Genomic DNA, 16247 nt, shown 5'->3' on the forward strand with positions numbered 1-16247 from the left:
ACAGGAAGCCGCTACCATGCCACAGCCCACCGCTTTTTTCACGGCAACACTGCTCATAGTGGGTATGCTTGTCAGTGGCTTGACCGCCAATGCCCAGGCAAATTCCCCACGCACCATTGAATGGACCGATTTGTTGCCTGAAGAAGACCTTGAGCTGCTGCTGAACATGCCGGCGGTAGATCACGGTGACTTGAGTGACGAGGAGCTGGCGGCCGATGTCCCGGCAGACGGCTTGCGCATGCCCGAAGATGACCTGACCGGGCAGATCGCCGGCGCCATTTCCCAGGCCATGAGCAGTGGCAGCGACAGCGGTGAGCGCACCTGGGAAGACGCGCTGGTTTCAACCAACGTGCGCGAGGAGTTCAACAACGCCGACATACGCATTCCCGGGTTTATCGTGCCCATAGAATTTGACGACACCATGCGTATTACGGAGTTTTTCCTGGTGCCCTACTTCGGCGCCTGCATCCATTTGCCACCACCACCGCCCAACCAGATCATTTACGTTAAACACGAGGCAGGCATGCACCTGGACGCCCTGTACACGCCTTTTTGGGTCACTGGCACGATAACGACGGACACGACGGAAAACGAGTTGGCGTTATCGGTGTACGCCATGACCGCCGATAGCGTGATCGAGTACGAAGAAACCTACGACGACTGAGCCAGGCGTAGGGCAAGCAGCTCGGATTCCAGTCTGGCGCCGTCAATGGGGTTGGGGTCGAGCAACTCCAGCCGACTGTCCAACGCTTCATCCAATCCGTTAACGCTGAGCACGCCCTGCTCGGCGTTAAAGCTGAAGACCCCCCGATCGGTAATCATCACCGCCTTGACGCGCTCGGCCGGCAGGCCCATAAGCCAGTGAAACATCGGCTCGTAGGCGAACGTCTGGGCCGGATCGAAAAGCCAGCCGCAGGAGTGATAGCCCCCGCCGCGCCCCTCTTTGCGGACAAAGTCCTCGTCCTCGGCGAGGGTCACGCCCGCCGGCACCGGGCGCGGCGGGGCCAGCGGATTATCGCCCCCAGGCTTGCCCGCGACGGGTCGACCGGGCAGGTCCAGCCAGTTTCGTGCGAACGCCCCTTGGGTCACCCGCTCGCTCCCGGCCTTGGGCGGATCGAAGCTCGCCAACAACTGATCGAACGCCTGCCAGTCCTCGCGCCCACAGACGTCGGCCTTGTTGGCGATCACGACATCGGCCACCGCCAACTGGTCGCGAAAGGTCTGGTTTTCAGTGTAACGCGAGTCCGATAGCTTACGGGGGTCCACCAGGGTCAGCGTAGCCTGAAGCGACAAAACACCGGTGTAGTCCGGCCCACCCAGCAAACCCAGAATCTCCTGCGGGTGACCCAGACCTGTGGGTTCGATCAGAAGTCGATCCGGGCGCTCGCGCCCAATCAGCAGGTTGAGTGCAACCCGCAGAGGCACACCGGCGGCGCAGCAGATACAACCGCCCGGCACCTCTTTGATGCGCGCGCCTGAATCCGCGAGCAGTGCTCCGTCAAGGCCGATTTCGCCAAATTCATTAACCAGCACCGCCCACTGCTCCCCGGCGGGTGCCTGGGCGAGCAAATGGCGAATGGCCGTGGTTTTCCCGACACCGAGAAAGCCGGTGACGACATTGGTGGGTATTGCGGTATGGGTCATGGCAACCTGATGGATTCGTTAGCGAAAGCGCACTTCCGGGCTTTGGGGCTGAAGCGTCATGGCGCCCTGCTGATCCTCACGAATCCACATCAACTCAATGCGCTCAAGCGCCGGGAAAACCTCAAACAGGTTGACCGAGATGCCCCCAATACGAGCCGGCTGGGCACAGTTGAACGCGTAAAACGCCTGAAACTCCGCGTGACGGCTTTCGCCGGGTTGATCTTCGAGTAGTGACGACAGCACCTCTACGTCGGCCAACTGACATTGGCTGGAGCTGCCAAAACCGAATAACCGCTGACCCTGGCGCATCTGATCAGCGGCCTGTGCGACGGCGGCACGCTCGGCGTCGGTTTCCGGGTGGGACTCAAAACCTACGGCATCCATTCCTGTCAGCGTCAGCTCCACACTGACCGCGCCATCGTCAATTACCAGGCCAACCTGAGCCGCACCGTGCACATGCGCGCCGTGATGACGGTGACCGTGGTCATGATTGTGGTCGTGGTCGTGGTCGTGGTCGTGGTCGTGGTCGTGGTCGTGGTCGCCATGAGCATGATCTGAATCATCATGTTCATGCGCATGATCGTCCGACAATTCGTGATCATGGGCATGATCATGCCGGTCGCAACCGGCGAGAAAGACCACAGCACCCACGCAGACCGTCATAGCCAAAAGCCATTGAGGTTTCACTGTCGCTGCCCTCCGAAACAATCCATAGGCTTTTATTAGATCACTGCTCGGCCGGTGCCGTCCAGCTCGGAAAGGGGTCGGGCAGGTGCGCCCACTGATCGGCGCCCTGCATGACTTCCTCTTCCGACAACAGACAGGCATCAAGCGCCTCGGTCATCGCCTTGGGATCCAGCCCCTGGCCGATAAACACCAGTTCCTGGCGCATGTCGCCAAAAGGCTCCTGCCACTTTTCCATGATATAGGCACGCTGCTCCGGGTCGTCCGGCCAGTGCTCTTCCGGCACGGCTTTCCAGAACATGCCAGCGGCACCGTGCTGGGCGATACCGCCGGCCTGACTCCACTGACCAGCATAGCGCGGACGGGTCGCCAACCAAAAGAAACCCTTGGAGCGCAACAGCTTGCCGCCGAGCTGTGGGCGGGCAAAAAAGTCATACAGCTTTTCCGGATGGAAGGGCCGGCGGGCGTGATAGGTAAAACTGGCGATGCCGTAGTCTTCGGTTTCCGGGGTGTGCTCACCGCGCAACTCCTGGAGCCAGCCAGGCGCCTGCTGCGCCTGATCAAAGTCAAACTTGCCGGTATTCAGCACCTGCTCCAGCGGCACCTGACCGTTGACCATGGGAATAATCTCGGCGCGGGTATTGAGGCTGCGCAACACCGCTTTAAGCTCGTTGAGTTTCGCTTCTTCAATCAGATCGGTTTTGCTGATCAGGAGCACATCGCAGAACTCAATCTGATCCACCAGTAGGTCGGCGACGTTGCGCTCGTCCTCTTCCCCCAGGCTTTCGCCGGTATCGCGCAGATCGGCGGCACTGTAATAGTCGTCCAGAAAGTTGGCGCCATCCACGACGGTGACCATGGTATCCAGGCGCGCGACCTCGGACAGGCTGCGCCCGTCTTCGTCCTCAAAGGTAAAGGTCTCCGCCACCGGCAACGGCTCGGAGATGCCCGTGGACTCGATCACCAGGTAATCAAAGCGGCCGGACTCGGCCAGCTCGGTCACTTCGATCAGCAAGTCCTCGCGCAGGGTGCAGCAGATGCAGCCGTTGCTCATCTCCACGAGTTTTTCTTCGGCGCGGTTGAGCTGAACATCATTGTTTATCAGCGCGGCGTCGATATTCACCTCGCTCATATCGTTGACGATCACCGCCACCCGGCGGCCTTCGCGATTGGTCAGAATGTGGTTGAGCAAAGTGGTCTTACCGGCTCCGAGAAATCCGGAGAGCACGGTGACAGGCAGGCGTTGGGTCATGGCTAACCTCGTTGTTTGGCGTAGTTGCGTTCGCGTTGTTCCTGGCGGGTTTTCTCTTCGGCACTGAGCTCCGCCGTGGGCCGGAGTAACAGGCGCTGCAAACCGATGGGTTCACCGGTGACTTCACAGAAGCCGTAACTGCCGTCGTCGATTTTGGCAAAAGCGGTGTCGATTTTGCGCAGCAGAAAATACTGACGTTCGGCAATGCGCAGTCGCTGCCGGTTTTCCTCTTCCATGGCGGCCCGATCCAGTTCATCGGCCTCGGGCTCGGTGGCAGCGATAGCCTGTTTAACGGCTTCAATTGCCTCTTGGGTTTCCCGGCGCAAATCGTTCAGATAACGCTTGAAGAACGCCAATTGGCGCTCGTTCATATAGTCGTCTGCCGGCATTGCCAGTAGCGCCGCCTCGCTCAAGGGTTCCGAATTACTCTGGGGCATAGGATTTCCCGTCCTGAATATTTGACGTTATAACATAACATAAACGGGAAGAATAACAAGTGCTGGCGACGCCGCTGGGCGCCGATACGATGGCGGGTCGTCAGGCGCGACCTACAGGTAGACGACGTCCTTGTAATCCCGGGCCAGAATCGCCAACAAGCGATTCTGGGTGCCGGTATCAACGTCCCGACGATTCATGGCGGTGATCAGGTTTTCCACCAGGGCATTGAATTCGCTATCGGTGAAGTTGTGCCCTGAGTGCACGATACGCATGCTGTCCCCGGTGTACTGGCAGGGGCCGCCGGTGACACTGCACAGGTAAGTCTCCAGGCCCTGCTGGAAGCGCGCGATATTGAGCTCGCGAAAACGCTCAACGATGCGCTCGTCATTGGCAATTTCCACCAGCAGTTCGTACACGATCCCCTCGATACCGGCTTCGCCCCCCAGGCGCTGGTAGAGGCTGTCTTCGCCGCCCGGCAGTGAGGTGCAAGCTACCAGCCCGAGCGCGAGCACAGCCACGACCCCTTGTGTTAACCGCTTCATCAGAAACTCCCCTGCAGCGATACGTAGGCGCCACGCTGATTGTCGAAAGTAGCCACTTCCCCGAGGTCGACATAGGCGCCCACCAGGCTCCAGCGTTTGCTGGGGAACCAGGCGACAAAGGCGGTATACCAATCGCTCTCGGGAATGAAAGACAGATTGTCCGGCTTTTGCCGGTATTCAGCGCCAATCAACCAATGCTGATTCAGGAACAGTCCGGCGGACAGCTCCCCCACCCATTCGTGGCTGTCGTTGAGATCGCCCCCAAAGCCCACCAGGCCCACTTGGTTGGCCTTGGTGTAGCGGATGTTGGCGTTGAGCAAGAGGTTGCGCTCAAACAGCCCGGCAAGAATCAACCGGGTGGCACTCAGGTAGAGGTCGTAGCCCGAATCATCCTGGGCGCCGGCCGCTTGGGGTACAAAAAAGTCGTGATTCTTTTTGTATTGCACGCCCACACTGACCTGAGGCCAATCGGTGTAAATCAGATCGCCCGCCAGGCGCACTTTGGCTTCGGCCACGGTCTGCCGAATACTGGTCGGTTCGACGTCAAGCCGCTCCGACAACGGCTGGTGTGACAGCCGCTGCTCCGCCAGGGAGATGGCCACGCGGTTGCGCCAACTCCAGTTGACCCCCGCCACGGCCAGGTCGTAATCCGGCAAATGAACATAGCTGACGAAGGCACTGCCACCCTGCTCTTCGCGCGCGCCATAGCCCGGCAGCACGGCCATGGGCACGATGCCGCCCCCGGCACTGCCCTCGAGGGTGGTTGCCGCGCTTGTGGCGAGTATACGGCTGCGCGATTCGGCGGCCAGCGCCGGCGACGCCAGCAGGGTCGCGAGCAACCACGCGCTCAGCAGGGGTAGTACTCGAGGTCGGGACACGCTCATTTCTCCTGTCCTGAATGGTCTTGAAGCCACTGCAAAAAATCCGCCTCTGGCTGTGGACGTGCATAGTAAAAGCCCTGAACCCGCTCGCACCCCCACTGACGCAGGAGCGCCTCGGCCCCGGCGTTCTCGACACCCTCGGCGGTGGTGGTCAGCCCGAGGGTGTGAGCCAGGTCGATGGTCGAGCGCACGATGCGCTGGTCATCGTCACTGCTGTCGAGCTGGAGCACAAACGATTTATCAATTTTGAGTTCGCTGACGGGCATTTTTTTCAGTTGCGACAGCGACGAAAAACCTGTGCCAAAGTCGTCGATGGAGAGTGGTGTGCCCAGGGCCTTGAGCTGGTGCAGGGTCGCCAGGCTCTGGGTCGGATCGACCATCAACGCGCTTTCGGTGACCTCCAGGGTCAGACGCTCAGGCGCGACCTGGTGACGCGCGAGGGTAGCCCGGACGTCATCCACAAAGTCGGACTCAAGCAAATCCATCGCCGACAGATTGACCGAGAGGTGCAGCGCCGGCACCCGCGCCAACAAGCCGACCGCCTCATCGATCACCCAACGGGTCAGCAACGTAATCTGGCCAGTGCTTTCCGCCGTGCCGATAAAATCATCGGGGTTAATAAAACCCTCGCGCGGATGGATCCAGCGCACCAGCGCCTCGGCGGCCACGATCGGCGGTGGGGCCAAACTGATTTTGGGCTGGTAGTAGAGCTGCATCTGACCGTCGGCAAGTGCCTCGCGAAACTCCCGGAATACCATCAGGCGACGGGCGTGTCGCTCGTCCCAACCCGATTGATAACGGCAAATGGGGCAGCGCCGGGCGTCGGCGGCCTGCAAGGCCAGATTGGCGCGACGCAGCAGCGCATCCGGCGCTTGTCCATCCGCCGGGTAGTGCACCAGTCCCGCCTTCACCTCAACATTGACGCGCAACTCACCGATGGCCAAGGGCGCCAGAAACAATCCCCGCAAACGGTTGGCGAGCGCCGCCTCATCATCCACATCCGCCGCCGTCAGCAACAGCGCGAATTCATCGCTGCCCATGCGCACCACCCGCTCACCCGTGCCCGCCAACGCTTTCAGGCGCTGCGCCACTGCCACCAGAATCTGATCGCCCATCTCCGGACTCAGGGCATCGTTGAGTGCGGTAAAGTTTTCAATGTCCACCAACAGGACGCCGCCGGTGCTCGCGTCCGCCAGTTCGGCTTCCAGCAAAGGGGTTAGCTGAGCGCGGTTATAGAGTCCGGTCAACGCATCGTGCTGGGCACGAAAGGTGATTTCCCGTTCGCGCTCTGCGATCGCGCGCTGCATTCGCGTAAACCCCTGCGCGAGCTGACCCATTTCGTCGCGAGACTCAATCTGCACGGGCGTGTCGTAGTCACCCGCCGCCATACGCCTTGCCGCCGCCGCCAGGGTACGCAGCGGACGGGTGACGGTGCCCGCCAGCAGCCAAGCCAGGAGCGCCGCAAACAGGGAGAAGCCGAGCGTAATCCACAAGAGCTGCCGATCCAGCGCGGAGTAGGGGGCCAGCACCTCGGCCAACGGCACCTGCAACACCGCCTCCAGGGAATCCGGGGCAGCGGCAATGGGCACACGCAGGGTCATCATCTCGCGGTTGATAAAGGGTTCGCCGAACTCGGGCGCACCCGCCGCCAAGTGCTCCAGCAGGGCCTGACGTTCGTCCTGGTCGAGGGTACCGCTGAGATAACGCGGCGCGTCACCGGTAGCGACGAAGGCGACCTCCAGGCCAGTGAGGCGCTTGAGGGATTCGCTCAGGCTGTCTTCAATTTCAAAGCCCAGACCGGCGGTGCCGATACGCACCGGCGCCCGGACCGGCGACACCACAAACTGATAGGGCCGCTGATTGATGATCACGGTATCGTAGCGGGTGCCGGTGGCGTCGCCCCGGGCAATGATCCCGTCCAGCGCCTCTGAGGGCGCTTCCAGGGTCGAGGCCACCAGCACGCCCTGGTTGTCGGCCACCAGCGCCAGGTCGGCCTGGATCCGGGCGGCGTGATTGATCAGGGCCGAGCGGATGGTCGGGGCATCGTTGCTGGCAACCGCCTCCTTGAAGCCAAAGTCATCGGTCAGCACAGTGACCGAAAGCGCCAGCTGTTCAGCGCGCGCGTCCATCAACCGGGAAAAGACCTCGCCGCCACGGGCCAGCTCGGCCCGGGCGTTGGCGGTGACCGCATCGCGGATGGCGACCCGGGTGGTGAGGTAGGACGACGCCTCCAGCAGCAATACCAGCGCCAGCATCCACAACAACAGCTTGACCAGATAACTTTTCACCCGATAACGGCGCCCCATGTGCACTACCTATCGCCTGAACAGGCGCTCCAGTTCCGAGTCGGCGGCGCGCTCCCGCGGGCCCGGCTCAAGGGGCGACAACTGTATCTGTTGACTGAAGGGTTGGCCCGCGTTCAGAGTCACCGATTCGCGGTAGGGCTCAGGGTATCGGGGGTGGTAAATTTCCAGTTGATAGTTGCCCGGCGGGACGTCGGCCAACTCTACCCGGCCATCGTCACCGGACACCCCAAACCAGTCGGTATCGACGACGTAGATGTAGGCCAGCATGGTGTCGTGAATATTACAACCAATCACCACCTGCCCGGTCTGGTCAAAAACGACTGGCTCGGACGGGGTGCCGTGGTAGAGGCGCAATTCAAAGCGCTTGGGCGGGGAAAATGAATACACATGATGACGAATGTTGTCACTGTTGGGGAAGGACACGGCGGTATTGCGTCGCACCGCGATCACGTGAGGCACAAAACGGATATCGCGTTGGTCCATGACGGCCTGGGCCACCTCATCGGTCGACACGGTTCCCGCTTCGGGCACCAGGGCGACAACGGCATCGCGCAGGGGCTGCTCCCTATCGTCGGTAAAGCGCACCTCGACGTCCACCGCCCACGCCAGATTCACGAACAACAGGACTGGTACAAGCCATAAACGCTTCACTGGCGGGCCTCATTTTCGGGTTTTTCGAACGCTTGCACGTCTTGCTCGTCTGCCATACAGCAACGGTTGCGACCGCCGGATTTGGCGCGGTACATGGCGCTATCGGCCCTTTCGAACAGCGACTCGGCGGTGTCGGCCGGCGCGATCGGCGCCAAGCCAGCCGAGAGGGTAATCTGAAGCTGCTCGCCCTGAAAGCGGAATTTGGCCGACGCCAGGGTCTCGCGAATATCCTCCATGACGTGCCAGGCCTGCTCGGCATCGGTTTCCGGCATCAGGATGACAAACTCCTCACCCCCGTAGCGGGCGATGAAGTCCACTTCGCGCAGACGCTTGCGCAACTCCCGGGCAATCACTTTAAGGATGCGATCACCGGCGAGGTGACCGTGCTGGTCGTTGATCGATTTAAAGTGATCGACATCGCACACCACCAGGGTCAGGGGGTGGCCGTAGCGCTGCCATCGTTGCAGCTCCAGGGCCAGGCGCTCGTCATAGGCCTCACGGTTGGGCAAGGTCGTGAGTGGGTCGTGCAGGGCTTTATGGCGCTGTTCCTGGAGCGTCTTACGACTGCTCTCAGCCTCGCGCTCCATGTGTTGAATCTGTTCAGCCAGCCGCACGAGCTGCCCGGTAAGCGCTTTCTGATCTTCCTCGGTCGAACGCACCCGACGCAGGGATTCTCGAATATTGCCCAAGCGAGTATTGACCTGGGTCTTGAGTTGGTTCAGGTCGCGGGCATCTTTGACACAGGCGCTCAGCCCGGCCATTTCCTGTTCGACATTGGCGTGCAGCGTTTCGCCTGTGGCCTGACGGCTGACCTGGGCCTGGGACGCGCCCTCGAGCGCGCTGTAAATCTCGGTCAGCTCACCATTGACGCGCTCCAGGTAATCCCCAAACGCCCGGTTGCTGGCCAGATGCACCCGCATGAGCAGGTCGCGCACAGCCGCCAGATTGCCAACCATGTTGTCCCAGCTCAGCCCCAGTCGCAGCTCACGCATCAGCCCCTGGGCCTCGACCGCAGACTCGTCATCCATAGCCAAATTGGCGATCAACGACTGGAGGATCTCGCAAACATCCTGGCACAGCTCGTCCGGCGGACCGCTGAAGGCAGGCGCCGGGCTCTGACCCTTGAGTCGGTCGATCATGCTCGGCTTGTGCTCACGCAGCGCCAGCTGCGCTCGCTGCTGAATATCGGCAAGCTGTTCAATCAGATCGGGAAGCAGCCAGATTTTATCGGTCTGGCGTCCCATCTGCTTGAGGTAACCGCGCAACTCGCGCCGCAACGGGCGCGGCAATTGACTTTGAGGCAGCAGACTGGCCATGCGTGTGAGCGCGCTCGCCAGGTCCTCGGCATTGCGCCCACGAAAATCATCAAACTCGGACAGAGCCACGTCGACCTGGGGCTGGACATCGGTAAGCGGGCCACCATTGCGCAGAGCGCTGCGCAGCTGGTCCAATGTGCGATCCAGGCCCGGTTCCTGGCCATCTGCGGCCAAGCTGATGCGCACCAGCAGTCGACGTAGCAGCTCGGCCTGCTCGGCGCCGTCCTGCTCCAGTTGTTCCAACTGCTCGAGAGCCGCGAAATACTTGTTGCGCCAATCGCTATTATCGGTGGAGTGATCCAAGGTCCTCGGCTCCTTTGGCCTGTTAACGGATAAAGTGTGGCACAGATTATAGGCCAGGCAAAATTCGGCCCCCAAAACCACACTGCCCGCGCCCGGGGTTACCGGACACGGGCAGCATAGATCTTGATAGCGGTCTCGCTAGCGGGTTAGTTGGCCCGTTCGGCGCGTACTTTCTCTACCAGGAAGTCAACAATGTTGAGGATGTCACTGTGGCTGTCGACGCCATTGAACTGGGTGCTCACCCGATACTGACCGTTGACCACCATCTCCGGGGTGCCGGCAATCTGATAGCCGCGGGCCCGGGCGTCGGCCTGGCGCACCTGGCTGGTGACACTGAAGGAGTCGAACGTGCTGAGCACCTCTTCTTCCTCGACACCGTAGCCGGACAGGAAGCTGACCCACTGATCGCGGGAGTTGAGGGTGCGACGCTCTACGTGCAGGTGGTTGAAAATCGCCATGTGCACGTCATCGAGGATACCCAGAGCGCGGGCGGTGTAGTAGCCGCGACCGTAGACTTCCATCTGGTTGTTCCACATCGCCGGTGTTTGCAGGAAGTCCACATCGTCCGCCAGATTCGCCTTCCAGGCGCGCAGGGGCGATTGGAAATTGAAGCAGTGGCCACAGGTGTACGCGAAAATCTCATTGACCTCGATCTTACTCGGGTCGCTGGTACGCACCGGCTGGCTCAGCTCGACAAAGTGGCGGCCTTCAACATACTCATCCTGAGCGTTGGTTTGATCTGAACAGGCGGCCAGCAACATCGCCAGCATCCCCACTACAACCATCATATAACGCATAGGATTCTCTCCCCGTAAGTCGGCTTGTATTACTTCTGCAGCCCGGAAATAAAGTTGGCTACGGCTCTGATCTCAGCATCGCTCATATTTCTGGCGGTACCGCGCATCATCATTTCTTCGCCATCGTTGCGACGATCGCCAGCGCGGAAGGCGCGCAGCTGTTGTTCAATATACTCCGCATACTGGCCTGCCAGACGCGGGAAGCCTGCCGGATCGTTGCCCATGCCGGAGGGAGCGTGACAGCCGGTGCAGGCCGGTACGCCAGTTTCGAGGTTGCCCGCACGCCAGATGCGCTCGCCCAGCTCCAGGCTATCGACCATATCGCCCGTGTAGATCTGGACGTCGAATTCACGCGCGCCGCTGGTCTGCATCTCGTATTGGGCATAGAAGGCAGCCATGTCTTTCAGGTCCTGATCGCTCAGATTGCGCAGCATACCGGTCATCTGCGGAACCGCACGGCCAGCTGGGCGGGCGATATTCTGCTGCTGCTCCTGATCCCAGGTCTGGATATCGCGCAGCTGCTTGAGCAGGTACTTTTCACCCAACCCGGCAATTTTCGGGAAGGCGGATGAGGGGCTGTTGCCGTCATCGCTGTGACAAGCCGCACACACGGCGACTTTGTCCGCACCGGCCTGGGGGTCACCGGCCATAGCACCCTGAGCCAGAGCGACCATACCCAGAGAGAAGAGCACACGAGTTACTAACTTTTTCATTGGCTAACCTGTTATCTCGATGATTGCCACACCGGTGGGTGGCGCTATTCCAAAAACGGCTTTAATACGCCGCGCGTCCCGGGGGCCGCTAGGGTACACTAGGGCCTGCCGCGAGGCCAGAGATCCGGCCGGGACGCACCGCAAGCGGCCGTTTCACACCAAAATCATCGCGCATTATATAGACTAACCGCAGGAATTTGCAGGGTTTATGAGCACCAAAATCAATTTCAGTACCGCCAGCTTTGCCCTCAGCGCCCCGACCATCCGGGAATGTCCGCCCGAGGGCGGCCTGGAAGTGGCCTTTGCCGGGCGCTCCAACGCCGGCAAATCCAGCGCCATCAACACCCTGACCGGCAACCAGAAACTGGCCCGCACCAGTAAGACCCCGGGACGGACCCAATTGATCAATTTTTTTGCCCTGAGCGAGAATCAATTCCTGGTGGACCTGCCCGGCTACGGCTTTGCCAAGGTCCCCAAGGCCATGAAGGAGCGCTGGCAGCGACACCTGTCCGAGTACCTGCAGGAACGCGAGTCACTCCAGGGGCTGGTGCTGCTGATGGATATCCGCCACCCCATGCAGGAGTTCGATACCACGATGATCAACTGGGCGGTGGAGGCTGAGATGCCGGTCCACCTGGTGCTGACCAAGGCCGACAAGCTCAAAAAAGGCCCCGCCAACAGCATACTGCTGAAAATTCGCCAGGAGATGAAAGCCGCGGGCGTCGACGATCTGGTCACCGCCCAGACCTTCTCATCACTCAAACGCACCGGCGTCGACACCCTAGCCGCCAAACTCGAAAGCTGGCTTTGCCCTACTCAGGCGGACTCCGAACCGCAGACGGCCGAGTAGCAGGGTGCGGGGGACACTCCCGAGACACGCCGTAAATACTTCCCTGTAGGCTCGACTGCCGCCGTCCAGGCGGCAGACGGTCTCGGGAGTGTCCCCCGCACCCCGCTACTCTCCAGCGCCTCCCACCAGTTTCGGACTCCACCCAAGGGAGCTGGCGGCGGGCATAGCTTTGCGGGACCGTCTGCCGCCCGGACGGCGGCAGTCGAGCCCCCACGGATGGGTTCACGGCGTGTCCCGCAAAGCTATGCCCGCCGCCAGCGTGCCGACTAGCAAAAACTCCGAAACTGAGGGCAAAAAAAAGCCGGCGACTTGGGGGAGTCACCGGCTTGAAACACTGACATCCTTGGGGTGACGTCAGTCATGCGCTAACACTCGAGGGGTTCACTTCATCATGTTACTGATGAGTCTGACCGAGCCCATTCGCACTTAGTTCCAGCCCTGTGAAAAAAATTTCCACTTTTTTCACAGGGCACTAATGCGCCTCGTCCCAACTGTCCCCCACGCCCGCCTCAACCAGCAGCGGCACCTTGAGTTTGGCGGCCGCCGACATACGGGATTCAACCCCTTTACAGATCTCGTCCAATTGGCCTTCGGCCACCTCCAGCACCAACTCATCGTGCACCTGCATGATGATCCGGGCGTCGCGTTCGGGCGCCTGCAACCACTGGTGGACATCGATCATGGCGGTTTTAATGATATCGGCGGCGGTGCCCTGCATGGGCGCGTTGATCGCGGTGCGCTCGGCCGCCTGCCGCAAGGCGCCGTTGCGGGCGTTGATCTCGGGCAGGTACAGGCGCCGACCCATCAGGGTCTGAACGTAGCCTTTGTCGTGGGCCAGGGCACGGGTGTCATCCATATACTTCTTCACCCCGGGATAGCGTTCAAAGTAACGATCGATGTATTCCTGGGCCTCTTTGCGCCCCAGGTGCAATTGCTTGGCAAGACCGAAGGCAGACATGCCGTAGATCAGACCAAAGTTAATGGCCTTGGCACTGCGACGCATGTCGCCGGTGACCTGCTCCAGATCGACCCCGAAGACCTCGGCGGCGGTGGCTTTGTGCACATCCAGGCCCTCGTCAAAGGCCTTGAGCAGGCCCTTGTCCTCGGACAGGTGGGCCATGATGCGCAGCTCGATTTGCGAGTAATCCGCGGCCACGACCTTATAGCCCTCCGGCGCCACAAAGGCTTGACGAATCTTGCGGCCCTCTTCGGTGCGGATGGGAATGTTCTGCAGGTTGGGGTCCGAAGATGACAGCCGCCCAGTGGCCGTTACCGCCTGATGGTAAGACGTATGGATACGCCCGGTGCGCGGATTGATCATCTGCGGGAGCTTGTCGGTGTAGGTGGACTTGAGCTTGGACAGGCCCCGGTACTCCATCAGCACCTTGGGCAGCGGGTAGTCCAGCGCCAATTCTTGCAAGACTTCCTCAGCGGTAGAAGGTTTACCCTTGGGGGTCTTTTTCAGGACCGGCAACTGCTGCTCGTCAAACAGGATCTCGCCCAACTGCTTGGTAGAGCCAAGGTTGAATTCGCGCCCGGCAATCTCATAAGCCTCCCGTTCCAGCTCGGTCAAGCGATCGCCCAACTGGCGGCTGTGCTCGCCCAGGCGCTTGGCGTCCACCAGGGCACCGTTGCGCTCAATATCGGCGAGCACCGGCACCAGGGGCATCTCCAGATCCTGAAAGACGTGCCGCAGCGGTTCGACCTGCTCCAGCTCCGGCCACAGGTGCCGATGCAAACGCAGGGTGATATCGGCATCTTCGGCGGCATAGGGCGCGGCGACTTCCAGGGAGATCTGGTTGAAGGTGAGCTGTTTGGCGCCCTTACCGGCGATGTCCTGATAATGCGTGGTGGTGTAGTCCAAATGACGCAGGGCCAGGTCATCCATATTATGGCGACTGACAGTGGGGTTGAGCACATAGGATTCGAGCATGGTGTCGAAGGCAATGCCTTTGAGCTCAATACCGCAGCCGCGCAATACGTTGCGGTCGTACTTGAGGTTCTGACCCACTTTGGGTTTTTGGGGGTCTTCCAGCAAAGGTTTGAGGGCCGCCAGCACCTTCTCTTTGGACAACTGCTCGGGCGCGCCCATGTAATCGTGGCCCAGAGGAATATAAGCGGCCTCGCCCGGCGCCACGGCGACGGAGATCCCCACCAGATCGGCCGCCATGGCCTGCAGGCTGGTGGTCTCGGTATCCAGGGCGATCAAATCCGCTTTTTCAAGACGCTTGAGCCAATCGTCAAAGGCCGCCTCAGTGGTCACGGTGTCGTAGTTGGCCTCCACCGCTGCGGGGACAGCCGCTACCGCCGCCTCCTCGGCCACGACCTCCGCCTCCGCAGGGGCTGCGTCGGCCAGCTCGGCAACCCAACTCTTGAACTCCATTTCCCGAAACAGCACTTGCAGGCGCGCACTGTCCGGCTCGCCCGGCACAATCTGCTCCGGGGTCACGTCCAGCTCGACATCGGTTTTGATGGTGGCCAACTCGTGGGACAGGAACGCCAGCGCCTTGTGCTCCTCCAGCTTCTCGGGCATTTTTTTGGCGCCGCGAAAGCCGAGTTCACGCACGGCCTCCAGGTCGGCATAGATGGCGTCCAAGCCACCCAACCCCTGAATCAGCGCCTGCGCGGTTTTCTCACCCACCCCCGGGACACCGGGGATGTTGTCCACCTTGTCACCCATCAGGGCCAGGTAGTCGATCATCAGTTCCGGGCCAAAGCCATACTTTTCCGTGACCCCGGCCACATCGAGGGCCGTGCCGGTCATGGTGTTCACCAGGGTGACATGCTGGTTGACCAACTGCGCCATATCCTTGTCGCCGGTGGACACCACCACGTCGCGCCCCTGCTCAGTGGCCTGGCGCGCCAGGGTGCCAATCACGTCATCCGCCTCTACCCCCTCGACGACCAATAACGGCAAGCCCATGGCTTCGACGATGTCGTGGATGGGCTGCACCTGCGGGCGCATATCGTCCGGCATTGGCGGGCGCTGAGCCTTGTACTCGGCGTAGAGGTCATCGCGAAAGGTCTTGCCTTTCGCATCGAATACCACCGCCACCGGACTGTCCGGGTAATCCTTGAGCAGGCGCCGGAGCATGCTGATCACACCACGCACAGCGCCAGTGGGCTGCCCTTGGGACGTGGTCAGCGGGGGCAGCGCATGGTAGGCGCGGTACAAGTAGGAGGAGCCATCCACCAGGACCAGGGGCCGTTGTTCACTCATAGCAGTCTCTCAAATTACCGGGTTCGGGATTGCATCAAATTGGTTCGCAAGGATACACCAAAAGCACACAAGGCTCGCCGCTGGCGCACAAAGGCACGACGGCGACGCACTGAAAGTGTTACCGCCGCCGTTACCTGTTCGATTTTTGTGCAGTGCATCACAGGCCGCACCTGATTTTGAGACGAATTTAACAAAATCAGCACTTTATCGTCATTTCTTTGAAATGACACTAGATTATGATCTGTCTTGTTGTTACCATACGTAACACAAGGTAACACATACCTTACTGAAGCAACCCGACGCGTCGGACTACCCACTGACCGCGTCACCACTGGCAACTCAAGGAGGGCCATACACATGAAGCGCATCGCTTTTGTTTTTACTGTACTGCTGTTTGCGGCGCAATCCGTCGTAGCAGACGATACTGCCAGCACCGAAAACCGCCAAAACCTGACCCTGGCGGCAGCCGATATTGCCCATCAAGATCGCTGGAGCAATCAGGCTCGCAAGCCCCAAACGCAAGCTCAAGCGCCCGCTGCGGACTTTTCCGCGCAAATCAGCGCGATGAACGAGCGCATCAACGCACAGCTTGAAGAGCGTTTGATGGATCGCGGCGTCATGGAATTTGAAGTGAATTTCTAAATGGATGA

At 60.6% G+C, this 16247-nt stretch carries 15 protein-coding genes; 3 read left to right on the top strand and 12 right to left on the bottom strand.

The annotated features are described in order from the left end of the window. The first annotated feature begins 16 nt into the window (after nucleotides 1-16). Nucleotides 17-664, top strand: a complete 648-nt coding sequence (locus DKW72_RS06350; protein WP_232522333.1) for a DUF3299 domain-containing protein — start codon at nucleotides 17-19, stop codon at nucleotides 662-664. On the opposite strand, the gene DKW72_RS06355 is transcribed toward DKW72_RS06350, so the two are convergent. From DKW72_RS06355 to DKW72_RS06405, 11 genes are all read right to left on the bottom strand, one after another. Then, complete coding sequence (locus DKW72_RS06355; RefSeq protein WP_111641500.1) at nucleotides 652-1644, bottom strand: CobW family GTP-binding protein; 993 nt, start codon at nucleotides 1642-1644, stop codon at nucleotides 652-654. The two genes, DKW72_RS06350 and DKW72_RS06355, sit on opposite strands and share 13 nt — an antisense overlap. A gap of 18 nt (nucleotides 1645-1662) precedes the next feature. Further along, entirely contained in the window at nucleotides 1663-2331 is a 669-nt protein-coding gene (locus DKW72_RS06360) for a ZrgA family zinc uptake protein (protein ID WP_198411244.1), read from the bottom strand. A gap of 40 nt (nucleotides 2332-2371) precedes the next feature. Continuing rightward, nucleotides 2372-3580: a zinc metallochaperone GTPase ZigA gene (gene zigA, locus DKW72_RS06365; RefSeq protein WP_111641502.1), complete on the bottom strand. Its 1209-nt coding sequence runs from the start codon at nucleotides 3578-3580 to the stop codon at nucleotides 2372-2374. Nucleotides 3581-3582: 2 nt separating this feature from the next. Further along, on the bottom strand, nucleotides 3583-4017 hold the full coding sequence (locus DKW72_RS06370) for a TraR/DksA C4-type zinc finger protein (protein WP_232522334.1): 435 nt from the start codon (nucleotides 4015-4017) through the stop codon (nucleotides 3583-3585). A 111-nt stretch (nucleotides 4018-4128) separates the two neighbouring features. Continuing rightward, nucleotides 4129-4560, bottom strand: a complete 432-nt coding sequence (locus DKW72_RS06375) for a group I truncated hemoglobin (protein ID WP_111641503.1) — start codon at nucleotides 4558-4560, stop codon at nucleotides 4129-4131. Next, entirely contained in the window at nucleotides 4560-5444 is an 885-nt protein-coding gene (locus DKW72_RS06380; protein ID WP_111641504.1) for a DUF3034 family protein, read from the bottom strand. The genes DKW72_RS06375 and DKW72_RS06380 overlap by 1 nt, the downstream gene beginning before the upstream one ends. Further along, nucleotides 5441-7747 carry a putative bifunctional diguanylate cyclase/phosphodiesterase gene (locus DKW72_RS06385; protein WP_111641505.1) on the bottom strand — a complete coding sequence of 769 codons (2307 nt, stop codon included), beginning with the start codon at nucleotides 7745-7747 and terminating at the stop codon, nucleotides 5441-5443. Before DKW72_RS06385 ends, DKW72_RS06380 begins: the two co-directional genes overlap by 4 nt. 9 nt (nucleotides 7748-7756) lie before the next feature. After that, the gene (locus DKW72_RS06390) at nucleotides 7757-8398 is read right to left on the bottom strand and encodes a methylamine utilization protein (RefSeq protein ID WP_111641506.1); all 642 of its coding nucleotides are present in this window, start codon (nucleotides 8396-8398) and stop codon (nucleotides 7757-7759) included. Next, nucleotides 8395-10017, bottom strand: a complete 1623-nt coding sequence (locus DKW72_RS06395) for a GGDEF domain-containing protein (protein WP_111641507.1) — start codon at nucleotides 10015-10017, stop codon at nucleotides 8395-8397. The genes DKW72_RS06390 and DKW72_RS06395 overlap by 4 nt, the downstream gene beginning before the upstream one ends. A 146-nt stretch (nucleotides 10018-10163) precedes the next feature. After that, on the bottom strand, nucleotides 10164-10814 hold the full coding sequence (locus tag DKW72_RS06400) for a thiol:disulfide interchange protein DsbA/DsbL (protein ID WP_232522335.1): 651 nt from the start codon (nucleotides 10812-10814) through the stop codon (nucleotides 10164-10166). 29 nt (nucleotides 10815-10843) lie between these two features. Then, nucleotides 10844-11527 (bottom strand): c-type cytochrome, encoded by a 684-nt coding sequence (locus DKW72_RS06405; protein ID WP_111641508.1) that lies wholly within the window; start codon nucleotides 11525-11527, stop codon nucleotides 10844-10846. A gap of 208 nt (nucleotides 11528-11735) precedes the next feature. On the opposite strand from DKW72_RS06405, the gene yihA reads away from it, so the two are divergent. Further along, nucleotides 11736-12377, top strand: coding sequence for a ribosome biogenesis GTP-binding protein YihA/YsxC (yihA, locus tag DKW72_RS06410; RefSeq protein ID WP_111641509.1), 642 nt, complete (start codon nucleotides 11736-11738; stop codon nucleotides 12375-12377). 472 nt (nucleotides 12378-12849) lie between these two features. Here the strand turns inward: yihA and polA are convergent, their stop codons facing one another. Further along, on the bottom strand, nucleotides 12850-15597 hold the full coding sequence (polA, locus tag DKW72_RS06415; RefSeq protein WP_111641510.1) for a DNA polymerase I: 2748 nt from the start codon (nucleotides 15595-15597) through the stop codon (nucleotides 12850-12852). A gap of 357 nt (nucleotides 15598-15954) precedes the next feature. Between polA and DKW72_RS06420 the strand changes: the two genes are divergently transcribed. Beyond that, the gene (locus tag DKW72_RS06420) at nucleotides 15955-16239 is read left to right on the top strand and encodes a hypothetical protein (RefSeq protein ID WP_111641511.1); all 285 of its coding nucleotides are present in this window, start codon (nucleotides 15955-15957) and stop codon (nucleotides 16237-16239) included. The last annotated feature ends 8 nt before the right edge of the window (nucleotides 16240-16247 follow it).

Source organism: Marinimicrobium alkaliphilum, assembly GCF_003259155.1.
Lineage (GTDB): Bacteria > Pseudomonadota > Gammaproteobacteria > Pseudomonadales > Cellvibrionaceae > Marinimicrobium_A > Marinimicrobium_A alkaliphilum.

Excerpts from the sequence above, each read along its gene's own strand:
- DKW72_RS06350 (WP_232522333.1), top strand. The coding sequence starts at position 17 with ATGCCACAGCCCACCGCTTTTTTCACGGCAACACTGCTCATAGTGGGT.
- DKW72_RS06355 (WP_111641500.1), bottom strand. The coding sequence starts at position 1,644 with ATGACCCATACCGCAATACCCACCAATGTCGTCACCGGCTTTCTCGGT.
- zigA (WP_111641502.1), bottom strand. The coding sequence starts at position 3,580 with ATGACCCAACGCCTGCCTGTCACCGTGCTCTCCGGATTTCTCGGAGCC.
- DKW72_RS06370 (WP_232522334.1), bottom strand. The coding sequence starts at position 4,017 with ATGCCCCAGAGTAATTCGGAACCCTTGAGCGAGGCGGCGCTACTGGCA.
- DKW72_RS06375 (WP_111641503.1), bottom strand. The coding sequence starts at position 4,560 with ATGAAGCGGTTAACACAAGGGGTCGTGGCTGTGCTCGCGCTCGGGCTG.
- DKW72_RS06380 (WP_111641504.1), bottom strand. The coding sequence starts at position 5,444 with ATGAGCGTGTCCCGACCTCGAGTACTACCCCTGCTGAGCGCGTGGTTG.
- DKW72_RS06385 (WP_111641505.1), bottom strand. The coding sequence starts at position 7,747 with ATGGGGCGCCGTTATCGGGTGAAAAGTTATCTGGTCAAGCTGTTGTTG.
- DKW72_RS06400 (WP_232522335.1), bottom strand. The coding sequence starts at position 10,814 with ATGCGTTATATGATGGTTGTAGTGGGGATGCTGGCGATGTTGCTGGCC.
- DKW72_RS06405 (WP_111641508.1), bottom strand. The coding sequence starts at position 11,527 with ATGAAAAAGTTAGTAACTCGTGTGCTCTTCTCTCTGGGTATGGTCGCT.
- yihA (WP_111641509.1), top strand. The coding sequence starts at position 11,736 with ATGAGCACCAAAATCAATTTCAGTACCGCCAGCTTTGCCCTCAGCGCC.
- polA (WP_111641510.1), bottom strand. The coding sequence starts at position 15,597 with ATGAGTGAACAACGGCCCCTGGTCCTGGTGGATGGCTCCTCCTACTTG.
- DKW72_RS06420 (WP_111641511.1), top strand. The coding sequence starts at position 15,955 with ATGAAGCGCATCGCTTTTGTTTTTACTGTACTGCTGTTTGCGGCGCAA.